Origin of the sequence: Hamadaea sp. NPDC050747, from assembly GCF_040654195.1 — a bacterium.
Lineage (GTDB): Bacteria > Actinomycetota > Actinomycetes > Mycobacteriales > Micromonosporaceae > Hamadaea.
In genome coordinates, this window is record NZ_JBFAHM010000008.1 from 415,976 (window position 1) to 428,209 (window position 12,234).

The following is a 12,234-nucleotide window of genomic DNA, read 5'->3' on the forward strand; positions in this document are numbered from 1 at the left end:
GCGTACGTGCAGGTTGACTAGACTGCCGCGATAACTTGCAATCGTTGAGCATCTTGCCGTTGGCAAGCGGACCGTTGAGGGAGCACTGTGGCACGCCGTCTCTTCACCTCCGAATCGGTCACGGAGGGACACCCCGACAAGATCGCCGACCAGATCAGCGATGGCATCCTCGACGCGCTGCTCACGCAGGACCCGCGCAGCCGGGTAGCCGTGGAGACCCTGATCACGACGGGCCAGGTGCACGTCGCGGGTGAGGTCACCACCAAGGCCTACGCGGACATCCCGACGATCGTCCGGGAGACGATCCTGGGCATCGGCTACGACTCCTCGAAGAAGGGCTTCGACGGCGCTTCCTGCGGCGTGAGCGTTTCGATCGGGTCGCAGTCGCCCGACATCGCCCAGGGCGTCGACTCCGCGCTGGAGCAGCGCGAGGGCGGCCACGACCTGCTGGACTCGCAGGGCGCCGGTGACCAGGGCATGATGTTCGGCTTCGCCTGCTCGGAGACGCCCGAGCTGATGCCGCTGCCGATCGCGCTCGCGCACCGGCTGGCCCGCCGGCTCGCCGCGGTCCGCAAGGACGGCGTGATCCCGTACCTGCGCCCGGACGGCAAGACCCAGGTCACCATCGAGTACGACGGGCTCAAGCCGGTCCGGCTGCACACCGTCGTGGTCTCCTCGCAGCACGCCCCGGACATCTCGCTCGAGTCGCTGCTGACCCCGGACGTCCGCGAGCATGTCATCGCGCCGGAACTGGAGAGCCTCGGCCTCGACACCGAGGGCTACCGGTTGCTGGTGAACCCGACCGGCCGCTTCGAGATCGGCGGCCCGATGGGCGACGCCGGCCTCACCGGCCGGAAGATCATCGTCGACACCTACGGCGGCTACGCCCGCCACGGCGGCGGCGCGTTCTCCGGCAAGGACCCGTCCAAGGTGGACCGTTCGGCGGCGTACGCGATGCGCTGGGTCGCCAAGAACGTCGTGGCGGCCGGGCTGGCCGAGCGGTGCGAGGCGCAGGTGGCGTACGCCATCGGCAAGGCGCACCCGGTGAGCCTGTTCGTCGAGACCTTCGGCACCGAGGTCGTCCCGGTCGACCGGATCGAGAAGGCCATCAGCGAGGTCTTCGACCTTCGTCCGGCCGCGATCATCCGCGACCTGGAGCTGCTGCGCCCGATCTACCAGCAGACCGCCGCCTACGGTCACTTCGGCCGGGAGCTGCCCGAGCTGGCCTGGGAGCGGACCGACCGGGTCGCCGACCTGAAGTCCGCGGCGGGGGCGTGACCTCCTCCGTCACAGGTAGCTGGTAAACCAGGTGATGTGACGAGCAAGACCAAACGCAGCGACCGGCAGCCCGCATCGGGCTTGCCGGTCGCTCGCGTCTGCGTCGACGTGCCGCTGCCGCACCTCGACCGGCCGTTCGACTACCTGGTCCCGGCCGACCTCGACGCGGCGGCGCAACCGGGGACCCGGGTTCGCGTCCGGTTCTCCGGTCAGCTCGTCGACGGCTGGCTGCTCGAGCGGGCCGAGCACACCGAGCTGGAAAGGAAGCTGGCCTTCCTGGAGAAGGTCGTGTCGCCGGAGCCGGTGCTGCGTCCGGAGATCATCCAGCTCGCCCGGGACATCGCCGGCCGCTACGCCGGCAGCCTCATCGACGTCCTGCGGCTGGCGGTGCCGCCTCGGCACGCCGCGGCCGAGAAGGCGGCTCCGCGGGAACCGAAGCCGCCGGCCCGACCGGTCGAGACCTCAGGCTGGGGGCATTACACCGCCGGGCAGGCGTTCCTGCGCGCGCTCGCCGACGGCAAGTCGCCCCGGGCGGTGTGGTCGGCGCTGCCGGGCGAGCGCTGGCCGGACCGGGTCGCCGCCGCCGTCGCCGACACGCTGTCCAGCGGCCGGGGCGCGGTGGTCATCGTGGCCGACTACCGCGACCTGGATCGCCTCGACGCCGCGTTGACGGCCGTGCTGGGCGGCGACGATCGGCACGTGGCCCTGTCGGCGGCGCTGGGACCGGCCGAACGCTACAAGCGCTTCCTGCGGGCCAGCCGGGGCGAGGTGCAGGTGGTCATCGGCACGCGGGCGGCCGCCTTCGCCCCCGTCCGCGATCTCGGCCTGGTCGTCATCTGGGACGACGGCGACGACCTGCACGCCGAACCACGGTCGCCTTATCCGCACGCGCGCCAGGTTTTGCTCAGCCGGGCGCAGCTGACCGGCTGTGCCGCGCTCGTCGGCGGCTACGCGCGTACGGCGGAGGGGCAGTTGCTGGTGGAGACCGGCTGGGCGAAGGAGATCACGCCGTCCCGGGAGACGCTGCGTGTCCTGTCGCCGCGCATCGTCACCGCTGACGACCGCCAGCTCGCCCGCGACCCGGGGGCGGTCGCCGCCCGGCTGCCGAGCGTGGCGTGGGAGGCGGCTCGCGAAGCGATGCGCGCCGGCGCGCCGGTGCTGATCCAGGTGCCCCGCCGGGGTTACGTGCCCTCCGTGGCCTGCCAGGAGTGCCGCGAACGGGCCCGCTGCTCCCGCTGCTCCGGCCCGCTGGCGCTGCCCGGCAACGCCGGTCCGCCGGTCTGCCGCTGGTGCGCCCGTCCAGCCGCCGACTACACCTGTCCGCGCTGCGGTGGCCGCCGGCTGCGCGCCTCGGTGACCGGCGTCCGGCGTACGGCGGAGGAGCTGGGCCGGGCGTTCCCGGGAGTGCCGGTGCGGACCTCGGGCGGTGAATCGGTCCTTGCGTCCGTCCCGGCGGAGGCGTCCCTGGTGCTCGCCACGCCCGGCGCGGAGCCCATTGTGGACGGACCGGGCTACGGCGCGGTGCTGCTGCTCGACACCTGGGCCATGCTGACCCGGGCCGACCTCCGGGCCGCCGAGGAGGCGTTGCGGCGCTGGATGGCGGCGGCCGCGCTCGCCGTCCCGGCGACCAAGGGCGGCAAAGTGGTCGTGGTGGCCGACGGCTCACTGGTCCCGGTGCAGGCGTTGCTTCGCTGGGACGCCGCCTGGCTGGCCGAACGTGAGCTGGCCGACCGGCGGGCGCTCGGCTTCCCGCCGGCCGCCCGGATGGCGTCGCTCACCGGACCGCCCGCCGCCGTCGCCGAACTCACCGAGACCGCCGACCTGCCGCCCGGAACCGAGCAGCTCGGGCCGCTGGAGATCGGCGAAGGCTCGGAGCGCCTGCTGTTGCGAGTGCGGCGATCGGAGGCGGCGGCGTTGGCGCACGCCCTCCACACGGCCGCCGGGACGCGCAGCGCCCGCAAGTCGGCCGACGCCGTCCGGGTCCAACTCGACCCGCTGGAGCTGCTCTAGACCCAGCCGCCCAGTTCGCGTCGCTACCCGTGCGTCCAGCGCGCTGGATCAGGGATCTCGGTCGAATCATGGTCCAAGATTCGACCCGGATCCCTGATCCAGCGCCATGGCGACAAGGCGGAGGTGGCAGCGAGCCGCAGGGAAGCGGTGAAGCCGTCCGGAGGGGTCAAGCGGCGCGGCGCAGGACCGCCAGGAACATGGCGTCGGTGCCGTGCCGGTGCGGCCACAGTTGGACGGTCGGCCCGCCGCCGAGTCCGGGCATCGAGGGCAGCAGCGGACGGGCGTCCACGAAGTCCATCGTGGACGGAGAGCGGCGGGCCGCCTCCACGACGCTGACCTGAGTCTCGACCACGTGCGGCGAACACGTCACGTAGGCCACCAGCCCGCCGGGCCGGACGGCTTGGAAGGCCGCCCCGAGCAATTCCCGTTGCAGCCGGGTCAACGGCGGCAGGTCCGACGGTTGCCGACGCCAGCGCGATTCGGGCCGTCGCCGCAGCGACCCGAGCCCGGTGCAGGGCGCATCGACGAGGACCCGGTCGAAACCGTCGGCCGGCAGCGCGGGATCGCGTCCGACCTCCCGGCCGTCGGTGCAGATCACGTCGACGGGCAGGCCGCGTACGGCGAGCTCGACGAGGCGAGCCCGATGCGGCTGCACCTCGACGGCGGTCAGCCGGGCGCCGCGTTCGGCCGCCAGCGCGGCGAGCAGTCCGGCCTTGCCGCCCGGCCCCGCGCACAGGTCGAGCCAGCGTTCGTCTTGCCCGTCCAGCTCCGCGTTGACCAGCGCCGCCGCGACGAGCTGCGAGCCCTCGTCCTGCACGTGGGCGCGCCCGTCGCGGATGGCGGCGAGGTCGCCCGGCGCGCCGCCGGACAGGTAGACCGCGTACGGCGAGAACGCTCCGGGTGCGCCGTCGACCTCGTCGGCCAGCTCCACCGCGTCGGCCAGGCCCGGTCGCGCGCACAGGTGCACGGGCGGCCGTTCGTTGTCCTCCGCCAGCAGTTGCGCCGTCTCGGCCAGATCGCCGCCGAGCGCCTCGCTGAAAGCCCGGACGATCCACTCCGGATGGCTCCAGGCCGCGGCCAGGTGCGCGATCGGGTCGTCGCCCGCGGGCGGCGCGACCACGCCGACCCACTCGTCGAAGGTCCGCTCGCTCACCCGGCGCAGCACCGCGTTCGCGAAGCCGATCGCGCCCGGTGCGACCTCCCGCACCAGCTCCACCGTCTCGCCGACGGCCGCGTGCGGGGGCACTCTCGTCTGGAGGATTTGGTACGCGCCCAGCCGCAACGCGTCGCGGGCGGGCGGATCGATGCGGTCGACGTCGCGGCCGGCCGCCTCGGCGAGAATGAGGTCGATGGTGCCCTGACCGCGCAGCGTCCCGTAGGTGATCTCGGTGGCGAAGGCGGCGTCGCGGCCCATCAGTCCGCGGTCGCGCAGGATCTGCGGCAGCACGATGTTCGCGTACGCCCCGTCGCGGTGCACGGCGAGCAGCGCCTCGTAGGCGGCGACCCGAGCGGGATCGATGGTGCTGCGCCGGCCGCCGCCGCGGCGGGCGGGTGCGGCCCGCATCAGCCGAGCCGTTCTTGCGTCGTGAGGTGCAGACCCCGAGCCCAGTCGGCGGCTCGCATGGCCTTCTTACCCGCCGCGCGCACCTCGCCGAGGACGACCGGATCGGTGGCCGTGCCGGCGAGCACCCGGTTCTTCTCCACGAGTAGGTCGCCTGGCTCCAACCGGGGTCCACCGGGCAACGGTGTGACCGGGCCGAGCTTGAGCCGTTCCTCGCGGTGCACGGTCCACGCGCCCGGATTCGGGGTGGCCGCCCGGATCCGCCGGTCGACGGCGAACGCCGGTTCGGTCCAGTGCACCTGAGCGTCCTCCACAGTGATCTTCGGGGCGAGGGTGATGCCGTCCATCGGCTGCGGCACCGGGGTGACCGCGCCCGCCTCGATCGCGTCCAGGACGCTGACGAGCAGGCCGGCGCCGTCCACGGCGAGCCGCCCGAGCAGGGCGCCCGCGGTGTCGGTCGGCCGGATCTTCTCCGCCATGGTGCCGAAGACGGGACCGGTGTCGAGACCCGCCTCCAGCTGGAAGACCGAGGCGCCGGTGATCTCGTCGCCGTGCCAGATCGCGTGCTGCACCGGAGCCGCGCCGCGCCAGGCGGGCAGCAGTGAGAAGTGCAGGTTGACCCAGCCGAAGCGAGGGATCGCCAGGGCGGCGGGCGGCACGAGCGCTCCGTACGCCACCACCGGTACGCAGTCCGGCGCGAGTTCGGTCAAGCGGGCCTGAAACTCGAGATCCTTGGGCCGTTCCGGGGTCAGCACCTCGATCCCGTGCTCGTCGGCCCAGGCTCCGGCGGGCGAGCGGACGAGGTGGCGGCCCCGCCCGGCCGGGGCGTCGGGGCGGGTCACCACGGCGATCAGCTCGTGGTTCGAGGCGGCGAGGGCGTCCAGGGACGGGAGCGCGACCTCCGGCGTACCGGCGAAGACGAGACGCATCAGCTCAGTCCCCTCAGCGCCCGAGCCCGAACGGGCTGGGCCCAGCCTGCGGATGGACGGTATGCGGGCTGACCTTGATCCGGGTGTTGGCCGGGTCGTACCAGTCGGCGCGCCGGATCTCCTTCAGCGCCTTCTTGCGCTCGTCGGTCGCCAGCCGGTCGATGAAGATCACCCCGTCGAGGTGGTCGGTCTCGTGCTGGACGCAGCGGGCCATCAGCCCGGTGCCGACGATCTGCATCGGGTCGCCCGCCTCGTTGAAGCCCTTGGCCACCACGTTCTGCCGGCGCTTGGTGTCGAAGTAGAGGCCGGGCAGCGACAGGCAGCCCTCCTGGCCGTCCTGCTCCTCGTCGTCGGGGAACTCCAGCACCGGGTTGATCAGGTGCCCGACGACGTCGTCGACGTCGAAGGTGAACACTCGCAGGCCGACGCCGATCTGCGGGGCGGCCAGGCCGGCCCCGCCGTTCTTGCGCATCGTCTCCACGAGGTCCCCGACGAGCCGCCGCAGCTCCTTGTCGAAGTCGACCACGGGGTCTGCCGGCGTACGCAGAACCGGGTCGCCGAAGTAGCGGATGGGCTGGACGGTCACCTTGGACGGCTCCTTTGTCAACGCGGGTGCAAGCGCTCCCCAGTCTACGGACTGACCGGATGTCTCCAGGACGACTGCGGGGGCAGCCCTCGCCAGCCTAGTCTTTGTCGGAGATGTCCGAATCCGTTGACTGGGGGTCGTCATGAACTTTGTCCAGATCGTGGAGTACGAGACCGAGCGCGCCGACGAGATCGCCGAGCTGATGGGCAAGCGCCGGGACGAGGCGATGGCGAGCGGGGAGCGGCCGCCGTTCACCCAGCTCCTCGTCACGCGGGACCGGGACAACCCGAACCGCTATCTCACGATCATCGAGTTCTCGTCGTACGACGAGGCCATGGCCAACAGCGACCGGCCCGAGACCGACGCGATGGCCAAGGAACTGGCCCAGCTCTGCACACGCGGCCCGGTCTACCACAACCTCGACGTCCTCGACCGCGCGTGAGTACTCCGGCGGCCGAGCCGGTGAGATGACCTAGGCTGGGCGCGTGACGCCGATCATCGCGCCCAGCCTGCTCGCCGCCGACTTCGCCCGGCTCGCCGAGGCCGCCCAGGCCGTCCACACCGACGCCGACTGGCTGCACGTGGACGTCATGGACTACCACTTCGTCCCGAACCTGACGATCGGGCTGCCGGTCGTCCAGAGCCTGCGGGCGGCGACGGATCATCCGCTGGACTGCCACCTCATGATCGAGGCGCCGGAGCGGTGGGCCGTCGGGTACGCCGAGGCCGGCGCGTACAACGTGAGCTTCCACGTGGAGGCGGCGGCCGATCCGATCGCGCTCGCCAAGGACCTGCGGGCGGCCGGGTCGAAGGCCGGGCTGGCGGTCGACCGGGACACCCCGATCGAGCCCTATCTGGAGCTGCTGCCGCACTTCGACACGCTCCTGATCATGACGATCAAGGCCGGTTTCGGCGGCCAGAAGTTCCTGCCCGAGATGCTCGACAAGGTACGCACGGCGCGCCGTTACGCCGACGCCGAGGGTCTGGAGATCCGGGTCGAGGTCGACGGCGGCATCGCCGCGGACACCATCGAGCAGGCGGCCGGGGCCGGAGCGGACGCGTTCGTGGCCGGGACCGCCGTGTTCGGCGCGGCCGATCCGGCGGAGGCCTGCCGCCGCCTGCGTGCCCTGGTCGGCTAGCCGGCCTCGCGGCAGCAGTCGGCTGGCCGGCCTTGCGGCAGCAGCCAGGCAGCCTCGTAGAAATAGTCAGCTGAGTCGTCTGACCTGATCCGCCGGTCCGCTACAGCCGGACAGCCCAAGATTCGACGCGGATCACTGATCCGTCCGGGCGTCGTCCGCGTAGACTTCGACAACGCCAGTCTGGTGCGCGCGGGATAGCATGCACCACAATGGACAGTGGGGTCGGCTTGGGTTTCCCGGGACACGGCGGCGACGCCGAGGTCATCCTGGTCGTCGACGACGACCGCGACATCGTGCGGTTCGTCGAGGTGAACCTGCGGCTGCACGGCTTCGAGGTGATGACCGCCCACGACGGGGAAGAGGCGCTGACCGTCATCGAGCAGCGGCGCCCCGATCTGGTCATCGTGGACCTGATGATGCCCACTTTGGACGGCATCGGGCTGACGCGGCGGCTGCGCGCCGACCCGCTGATGGCGGCGTTGCCGATCATCATGCTGACGGCCCGGGCGATGACCGCCGACAAGGTGCTCGGCCTGTCCGCCGGAGCCGACGACTACCTCGTCAAGCCGTTCGACACCCTGGAACTGGTCGCCCGCGTCCGCTCGACGCTGCGGCGCAACCAGGAGTACCGCGAGGTGTCGCCGCTGACCGGGCTGCCCGGCAACACCCGCATCCTGCGGGAGATCTCCGACCGGGTGCAGAGCGGCTGCGACTACGCGGTCTGCTACATCGACGTCGACCGGTTCAAGACGGTCAACGACGCGTACGGGTTCGGCCGGGGGGACGAGTTCATCACCGCGCTGGCCCGGTCGCTGCATCGGGCGGTCGCCGAGGCCGGCCTGCCGCCGGTGTTCCTCGGGCACGTCGGCGGCGACGACTTCGTCCTCGTGCTCACCCCCGACCAGGTACGCCCCGTGACCACCCGGTCGGTGGAGCTGTTCGAGTCGGCCGCCGACGACCTCTACGACCCCGAGGCGGCCGCGCGCGGTTACCTGGAGCTGACCGATCGCCGGGGCAACGTGCAGCGGGCCAACCTGGTCACCCTTTCGATCGGGGTCGCCTTGTCGACGGCTCGGCAGTTCGACGACCCGCGCGAGGTGATCGCGGCGGCGTCGGAGATGAAATCGGTCGCCAAGAGCCAGCCGGGCTCGTTCGTGGCGATCGACCGCCGCCGGATGGACGACGAGCCGGAGAGCGGGGGATTCGGCGACTACAGCACTCCGCCGCACGGCATCCCGCTGCCGCGGACGCCCTCCGAGCACGGCGCTGAGCTGTGATCAAGGTATCCCGGGCAGCCCGGGGCTGACCCGTGTGCCGGCCCTGCGGGAAGATGTGCCCATGACGGAGGCCACACCCGCCGAGCACGCCGCGATGGCCCGGGCGATCGAACTCGCCGCTCGCGGTCTCGGCACGACCAGCCCGAACCCCGTGGTGGGCTGTGTGATCCTGGACAGCTCGGGGGAGGTCGCCGGCGAGGGCTTCCACGCGTACGCCGGTGGGCCGCACGCCGAGATCGTGGCGCTCGCCCAGGCGGGGGAGCGGGCCAAGGGCGGCACCGCGGTGGTGACCCTGGAGCCGTGCAATCACACCGGCCGGACCGGCCCGTGCAGTCAGGCCCTGATCCGGGCCGGCGTGGCGCGCGTGGTGATCGCCGTCCTCGATCCGACCGACGCCGCCAAGGGTGGCGCGGAGACCCTCCGGGAATCCGGCGTGCAGGTCGTCGCCGGCGTACGCGAGGCCGAGGCGACCCGGGGCAACGTCATGTGGCTGTCTTCGGTCCGCCGCAAGCGGCCGTACCTCATCTGGAAGTTCGCCTCCACAGTGGATGGAAGGTCGGCGGCGGAGGACGGGACCAGCATGTGGATCACGTCCGAGGCCTCCCGGATGGACGTGCACGCGCTCCGGGGCACGGTGGACGCGATCATCGTCGGCGTCGGCACCGTCATCGCCGACGACTCCCGGTTGACCGCTCGGAATCTCCGGGACGGCAGCCTGGCCATCCGGCAACCACTGCGCGTCGTCGTGGACTCCATTGGGCGTACCCCTGAGAACGCGAAGGTCAGGGACGGCGCGGCCGCGACCTGGATCGCGACCTCGGCCGAGGTGGGCGCGGACGCCGACGGGCGCGTGGACCTGGTGGCGCTGATGAGCCGGATGTATGAGCGGGGCGTGCGCAGCGCCCTGCTGGAGGGCGGCCCCACGCTGGCCGGAGCGTTCCTCGCGGCCGGGCTGGTCGACAAGATCGTCGGATACGTGGCGCCGAAGCTGCTCGGCGGCGGCCCGGCGGCGCTCATGGGCGCCGGTGTGAAGACCATCACCGAGGCGATCGAACTCGATGTCACCGACGTTGACCGGGTTGGACCGGATCTCCGGATCACCGCCGTGCCGAAGAGGGAGAATTAGGCGTGTTCACCGGCATTGTCGAGGAGCTGGGCGAGGTAGTCGAGCTCACCTGGAAGGGCGAGGGCGCGCGGCTGGCGATCAAAGGGCCGGTGGTGACCTCCGACGCCGGCCACGGCGACTCCATCGCGGTCAACGGCGTCTGCCTGACCGTCGTCGAGAACCTGGGCGACACCTTCACCACCGAGGTCATGAAGGAGTCCTTCGACCGCAGCTCGCTCGGCGCGCTCCAGGTCGGCGACCGGGTCAACCTGGAACGGGCGGTCAAGGTGTCCGACCGGCTCGGCGGGCACATCGTGCAGGGGCACGTCGACGGGGTCGCCACGATCACCGAGCGCGTCCCGGGCGACCTGTGGGAGACCGTACGGTTCACTCTTCCGGAGGATCTTTCCCGCTACATCGTGGAGAAGGGCTCCATCACGGTCGACGGCATCTCGCTGACTGTGACCGAGATCTCCGAAGTTGCGTTCGCCGTGAGCCTGATCCCCACCACACTGGAGGTGACCACGCTCGGCCGTAAGGGCGTCGGCGACCAGGTGAACCTGGAGGTCGACGTGATCGCCAAGTACGTCGAGAAGCTGGTGAGCACGGGCCGCACCGGAGGGAACCAGGCATGACGTTGTCCTCGATCGAAACCGCGATCGCCGAGATCAAGGCCGGCAGGGCCGTCGTCGTCGTGGACGACGAGGACCGCGAGAACGAAGGCGACCTGATCTTCGCGGCCGAGCTGGCCACGCCGGAGCTGCTCGCCTTCACCGTCCGCTACACCTCCGGCTACATCTGCGCGCCGGTGCTGGAGGCCGACGCCGACCGGCTGGACCTGCCGCCGCAGTGGCACACCAACCAGGACCGGCGGGGGACGGCGTACACGGTCACCGTCGACGCGCGCGAAGGCGTCAGCACGGGCATCTCCGCCGCCGACCGGGCGCACACGATCCGGCTGCTGGCCGACCCCACGACCAGGCCCAGCGACCTGTCCCGCCCGGGGCACGTGGTGCCGCTGCGAGCCAAGTCGGGCGGTGTGCTGCGCCGGCCGGGGCACACCGAGGCCGCCGTCGACCTCGCCACCCTCGCCGGGCTGCGCCCGGCCGGGGTGCTCTGCGAGCTGATCAACGACGACGGCACGATGATGCGGCTGCCCGAGCTGACCGCGTTCGCGCAGGAGCACGGACTCGCCATCATCTCCATCGCCGATCTCATCGAATACCGGCGCCGGACCGAGCGGCTCGTCGAGCGGATCGCCGGCGCCCGCCTGCCCACCGAGTACGGCGAGTTCACCGCGGTCGGTTACCGGGCCACCAACGACAACGCCGAGCACATCGCCCTCGTCTTCGGCGAGATCGGCGACGGCGAGGACGTCCTCGTCCGGGTGCACTCCGAATGCCTGACCGGCGACGTCTTCGCCTCACTGCGCTGCGACTGCGGTCCGCAGCTGCACGCGGCGCTGGAGCGGGTGGCCGAGGAGGGCCGCGGCGTCGTGCTCTACATGCGCGGGCACGAGGGCCGGGGCATCGGGCTGCTGCACAAGCTGCAGGCGTACCAGTTGCAGGACGGCGGCCGGGACACGGTGGACGCCAATCTCGACCTCGGGCTGCCGGCCGACGCCCGCGACTACGGCACCGGCGCGCAGATCCTCTACGACCTCGGCGTACGCACGATGCGGCTGCTCACCAACAACCCGGCCAAGCGGGCCGGGCTGGACGGCTACGGGCTGTCCATCGTGGGCCGGGAGCCGCTGCCGGTCCGCCCGCACCCCGAGAACCTGCGCTATCTCCAGACCAAGCGGGACCGCATGGGTCACCTGATCGATCTCGAACCGCCGACTGAAGGAGTCGCCTGATGGCCGGATTCGGCGCGCCCGAGGACAACGCGGTCGACGCGCACGGGCTGACCCTGGGCGTCGTCGCCACCCGCTGGAACGGCGAGCTGGTCGACCAGATGCTCGAGCGGGCGCTCGCGGCCGCGAAGGCCAGCGGGGTCAGCGACGTCGAGGTCCACCGGGTCGCCGGTTCGGTGGAGATCCCGGTCGTCGCGCAGGCGCTGGCGCGCCGCAAGGACGCCGTCGTCGCCCTCGGCGTCGTCGTGCGCGGCGACACCCCGCACTTCGACTACGTCTGCCGGTCGGTCACCGACGGGCTGACCCGCGTCGCGCTCGACGAGCGGACGCCGGTGGGCCAGGGAGTCCTGACCGTCAACACGATCGAGCAGGCGCGCGACCGGGCCGGACTGCCAGGCTCGGCCGAGGACAAGGGCTGGGCGGCCACGATCGCGGCGCTCGACGTCGCGGTCACCCTGCGATCACTGACCTAGGCGATCACTGACTTAGGCGAT

11 protein-coding genes and 1 pseudogene are annotated in these 12,234 nt (G+C 71.9%); 9 read left to right on the top strand and 3 right to left on the bottom strand.

Translation table 11 applies throughout. The features are described 5' to 3' along the window. The first annotated feature begins 87 nt into the window (after nucleotides 1–87). Both metK and AB0H43_RS21690 read left to right on the top strand, forming a co-directional pair. The gene (gene metK, locus AB0H43_RS21685) at nucleotides 88–1,278 is read left to right on the top strand and encodes a methionine adenosyltransferase (protein ID WP_360001606.1); all 1,191 of its coding nucleotides are present in this window, start codon (nucleotides 88–90) and stop codon (nucleotides 1,276–1,278) included. Nucleotides 1,279–1,359: 81 nt separating this feature from the next. After that, the gene (locus AB0H43_RS21690) at nucleotides 1,360–3,288 is read left to right on the top strand and encodes a primosomal protein N' (RefSeq protein WP_360001704.1); all 1,929 of its coding nucleotides are present in this window, start codon (nucleotides 1,360–1,362) and stop codon (nucleotides 3,286–3,288) included. 166 nt (nucleotides 3,289–3,454) lie between these two features. Here the strand turns inward: AB0H43_RS21690 and AB0H43_RS21695 are convergent, their stop codons facing one another. From AB0H43_RS21695 to def, 3 genes are read right to left on the bottom strand one after another with little or no spacing between them, the layout of a single operon-like run. Then, on the bottom strand, nucleotides 3,455–4,852 hold the full coding sequence (locus AB0H43_RS21695) for a transcription antitermination factor NusB (RefSeq protein ID WP_360001608.1): 1,398 nt from the start codon (nucleotides 4,850–4,852) through the stop codon (nucleotides 3,455–3,457). Further along, nucleotides 4,852–5,778, bottom strand: coding sequence for a methionyl-tRNA formyltransferase (fmt, locus tag AB0H43_RS21700; protein ID WP_360001610.1), 927 nt, complete (start codon nucleotides 5,776–5,778; stop codon nucleotides 4,852–4,854). The genes AB0H43_RS21695 and fmt overlap by 1 nt, the downstream gene beginning before the upstream one ends. Nucleotides 5,779–5,791: 13 nt before the next feature. Beyond that, nucleotides 5,792–6,364, bottom strand: coding sequence for a peptide deformylase (gene def / locus AB0H43_RS21705; RefSeq protein ID WP_360001612.1), 573 nt, complete (start codon nucleotides 6,362–6,364; stop codon nucleotides 5,792–5,794). Between the two features lie 142 nt (nucleotides 6,365–6,506). Between def and AB0H43_RS21710 the strand changes: the two genes are divergently transcribed. From AB0H43_RS21710 to ribH, 7 genes and pseudogenes are all read left to right on the top strand, one after another. Next, nucleotides 6,507–6,806, top strand: a complete 300-nt coding sequence (locus tag AB0H43_RS21710; RefSeq protein ID WP_360001614.1) for a hypothetical protein — start codon at nucleotides 6,507–6,509, stop codon at nucleotides 6,804–6,806. A 43-nt stretch (nucleotides 6,807–6,849) separates the two neighbouring features. After that, nucleotides 6,850–7,503, top strand: a complete 654-nt coding sequence (gene rpe, locus AB0H43_RS21715; RefSeq protein WP_360001616.1) for a ribulose-phosphate 3-epimerase — start codon at nucleotides 6,850–6,852, stop codon at nucleotides 7,501–7,503. A gap of 209 nt (nucleotides 7,504–7,712) precedes the next feature. Then, nucleotides 7,713–8,678: pseudogene (locus AB0H43_RS21720) on the top strand (response regulator); the annotation flags it as partial. Between the two features lie 163 nt (nucleotides 8,679–8,841). After that, complete coding sequence (gene ribD / locus AB0H43_RS21725; RefSeq protein ID WP_360001618.1) at nucleotides 8,842–9,906, top strand: bifunctional diaminohydroxyphosphoribosylaminopyrimidine deaminase/5-amino-6-(5-phosphoribosylamino)uracil reductase RibD; 1,065 nt, start codon at nucleotides 8,842–8,844, stop codon at nucleotides 9,904–9,906. 2 nt (nucleotides 9,907–9,908) lie between these two features. Next, nucleotides 9,909–10,520, top strand: coding sequence for a riboflavin synthase (locus AB0H43_RS21730; RefSeq protein WP_360001620.1), 612 nt, complete (start codon nucleotides 9,909–9,911; stop codon nucleotides 10,518–10,520). Further along, nucleotides 10,517–11,743 (top strand): bifunctional 3,4-dihydroxy-2-butanone-4-phosphate synthase/GTP cyclohydrolase II, encoded by a 1,227-nt coding sequence (locus tag AB0H43_RS21735; RefSeq protein WP_360001622.1) that lies wholly within the window; start codon nucleotides 10,517–10,519, stop codon nucleotides 11,741–11,743. The genes AB0H43_RS21730 and AB0H43_RS21735 overlap by 4 nt, the downstream gene beginning before the upstream one ends. Next, nucleotides 11,743–12,213 carry a 6,7-dimethyl-8-ribityllumazine synthase gene (gene ribH, locus AB0H43_RS21740; RefSeq protein ID WP_360001624.1) on the top strand — a complete coding sequence of 157 codons (471 nt, stop codon included), beginning with the start codon at nucleotides 11,743–11,745 and terminating at the stop codon, nucleotides 12,211–12,213. Before AB0H43_RS21735 ends, ribH begins: the two co-directional genes overlap by 1 nt. The last annotated feature ends 21 nt before the right edge of the window (nucleotides 12,214–12,234 follow it).

Bases quoted from the DNA above. Each gene is read 5' to 3' on its own strand.
- AB0H43_RS21695 (WP_360001608.1), bottom strand. From the start codon at position 4,852: ATGCGGGCCGCACCCGCCCGCCGCGGCGGCGGCCGGCGCAGCACCATC.
- fmt (WP_360001610.1), bottom strand. From the start codon at position 5,778: ATGCGTCTCGTCTTCGCCGGTACGCCGGAGGTCGCGCTCCCGTCCCTG.
- AB0H43_RS21710 (WP_360001614.1), top strand. From the start codon at position 6,507: ATGAACTTTGTCCAGATCGTGGAGTACGAGACCGAGCGCGCCGACGAG.
- ribD (WP_360001618.1), top strand. From the start codon at position 8,842: ATGACGGAGGCCACACCCGCCGAGCACGCCGCGATGGCCCGGGCGATC.
- AB0H43_RS21735 (WP_360001622.1), top strand. From the start codon at position 10,517: ATGACGTTGTCCTCGATCGAAACCGCGATCGCCGAGATCAAGGCCGGC.
- ribH (WP_360001624.1), top strand. From the start codon at position 11,743: ATGGCCGGATTCGGCGCGCCCGAGGACAACGCGGTCGACGCGCACGGG.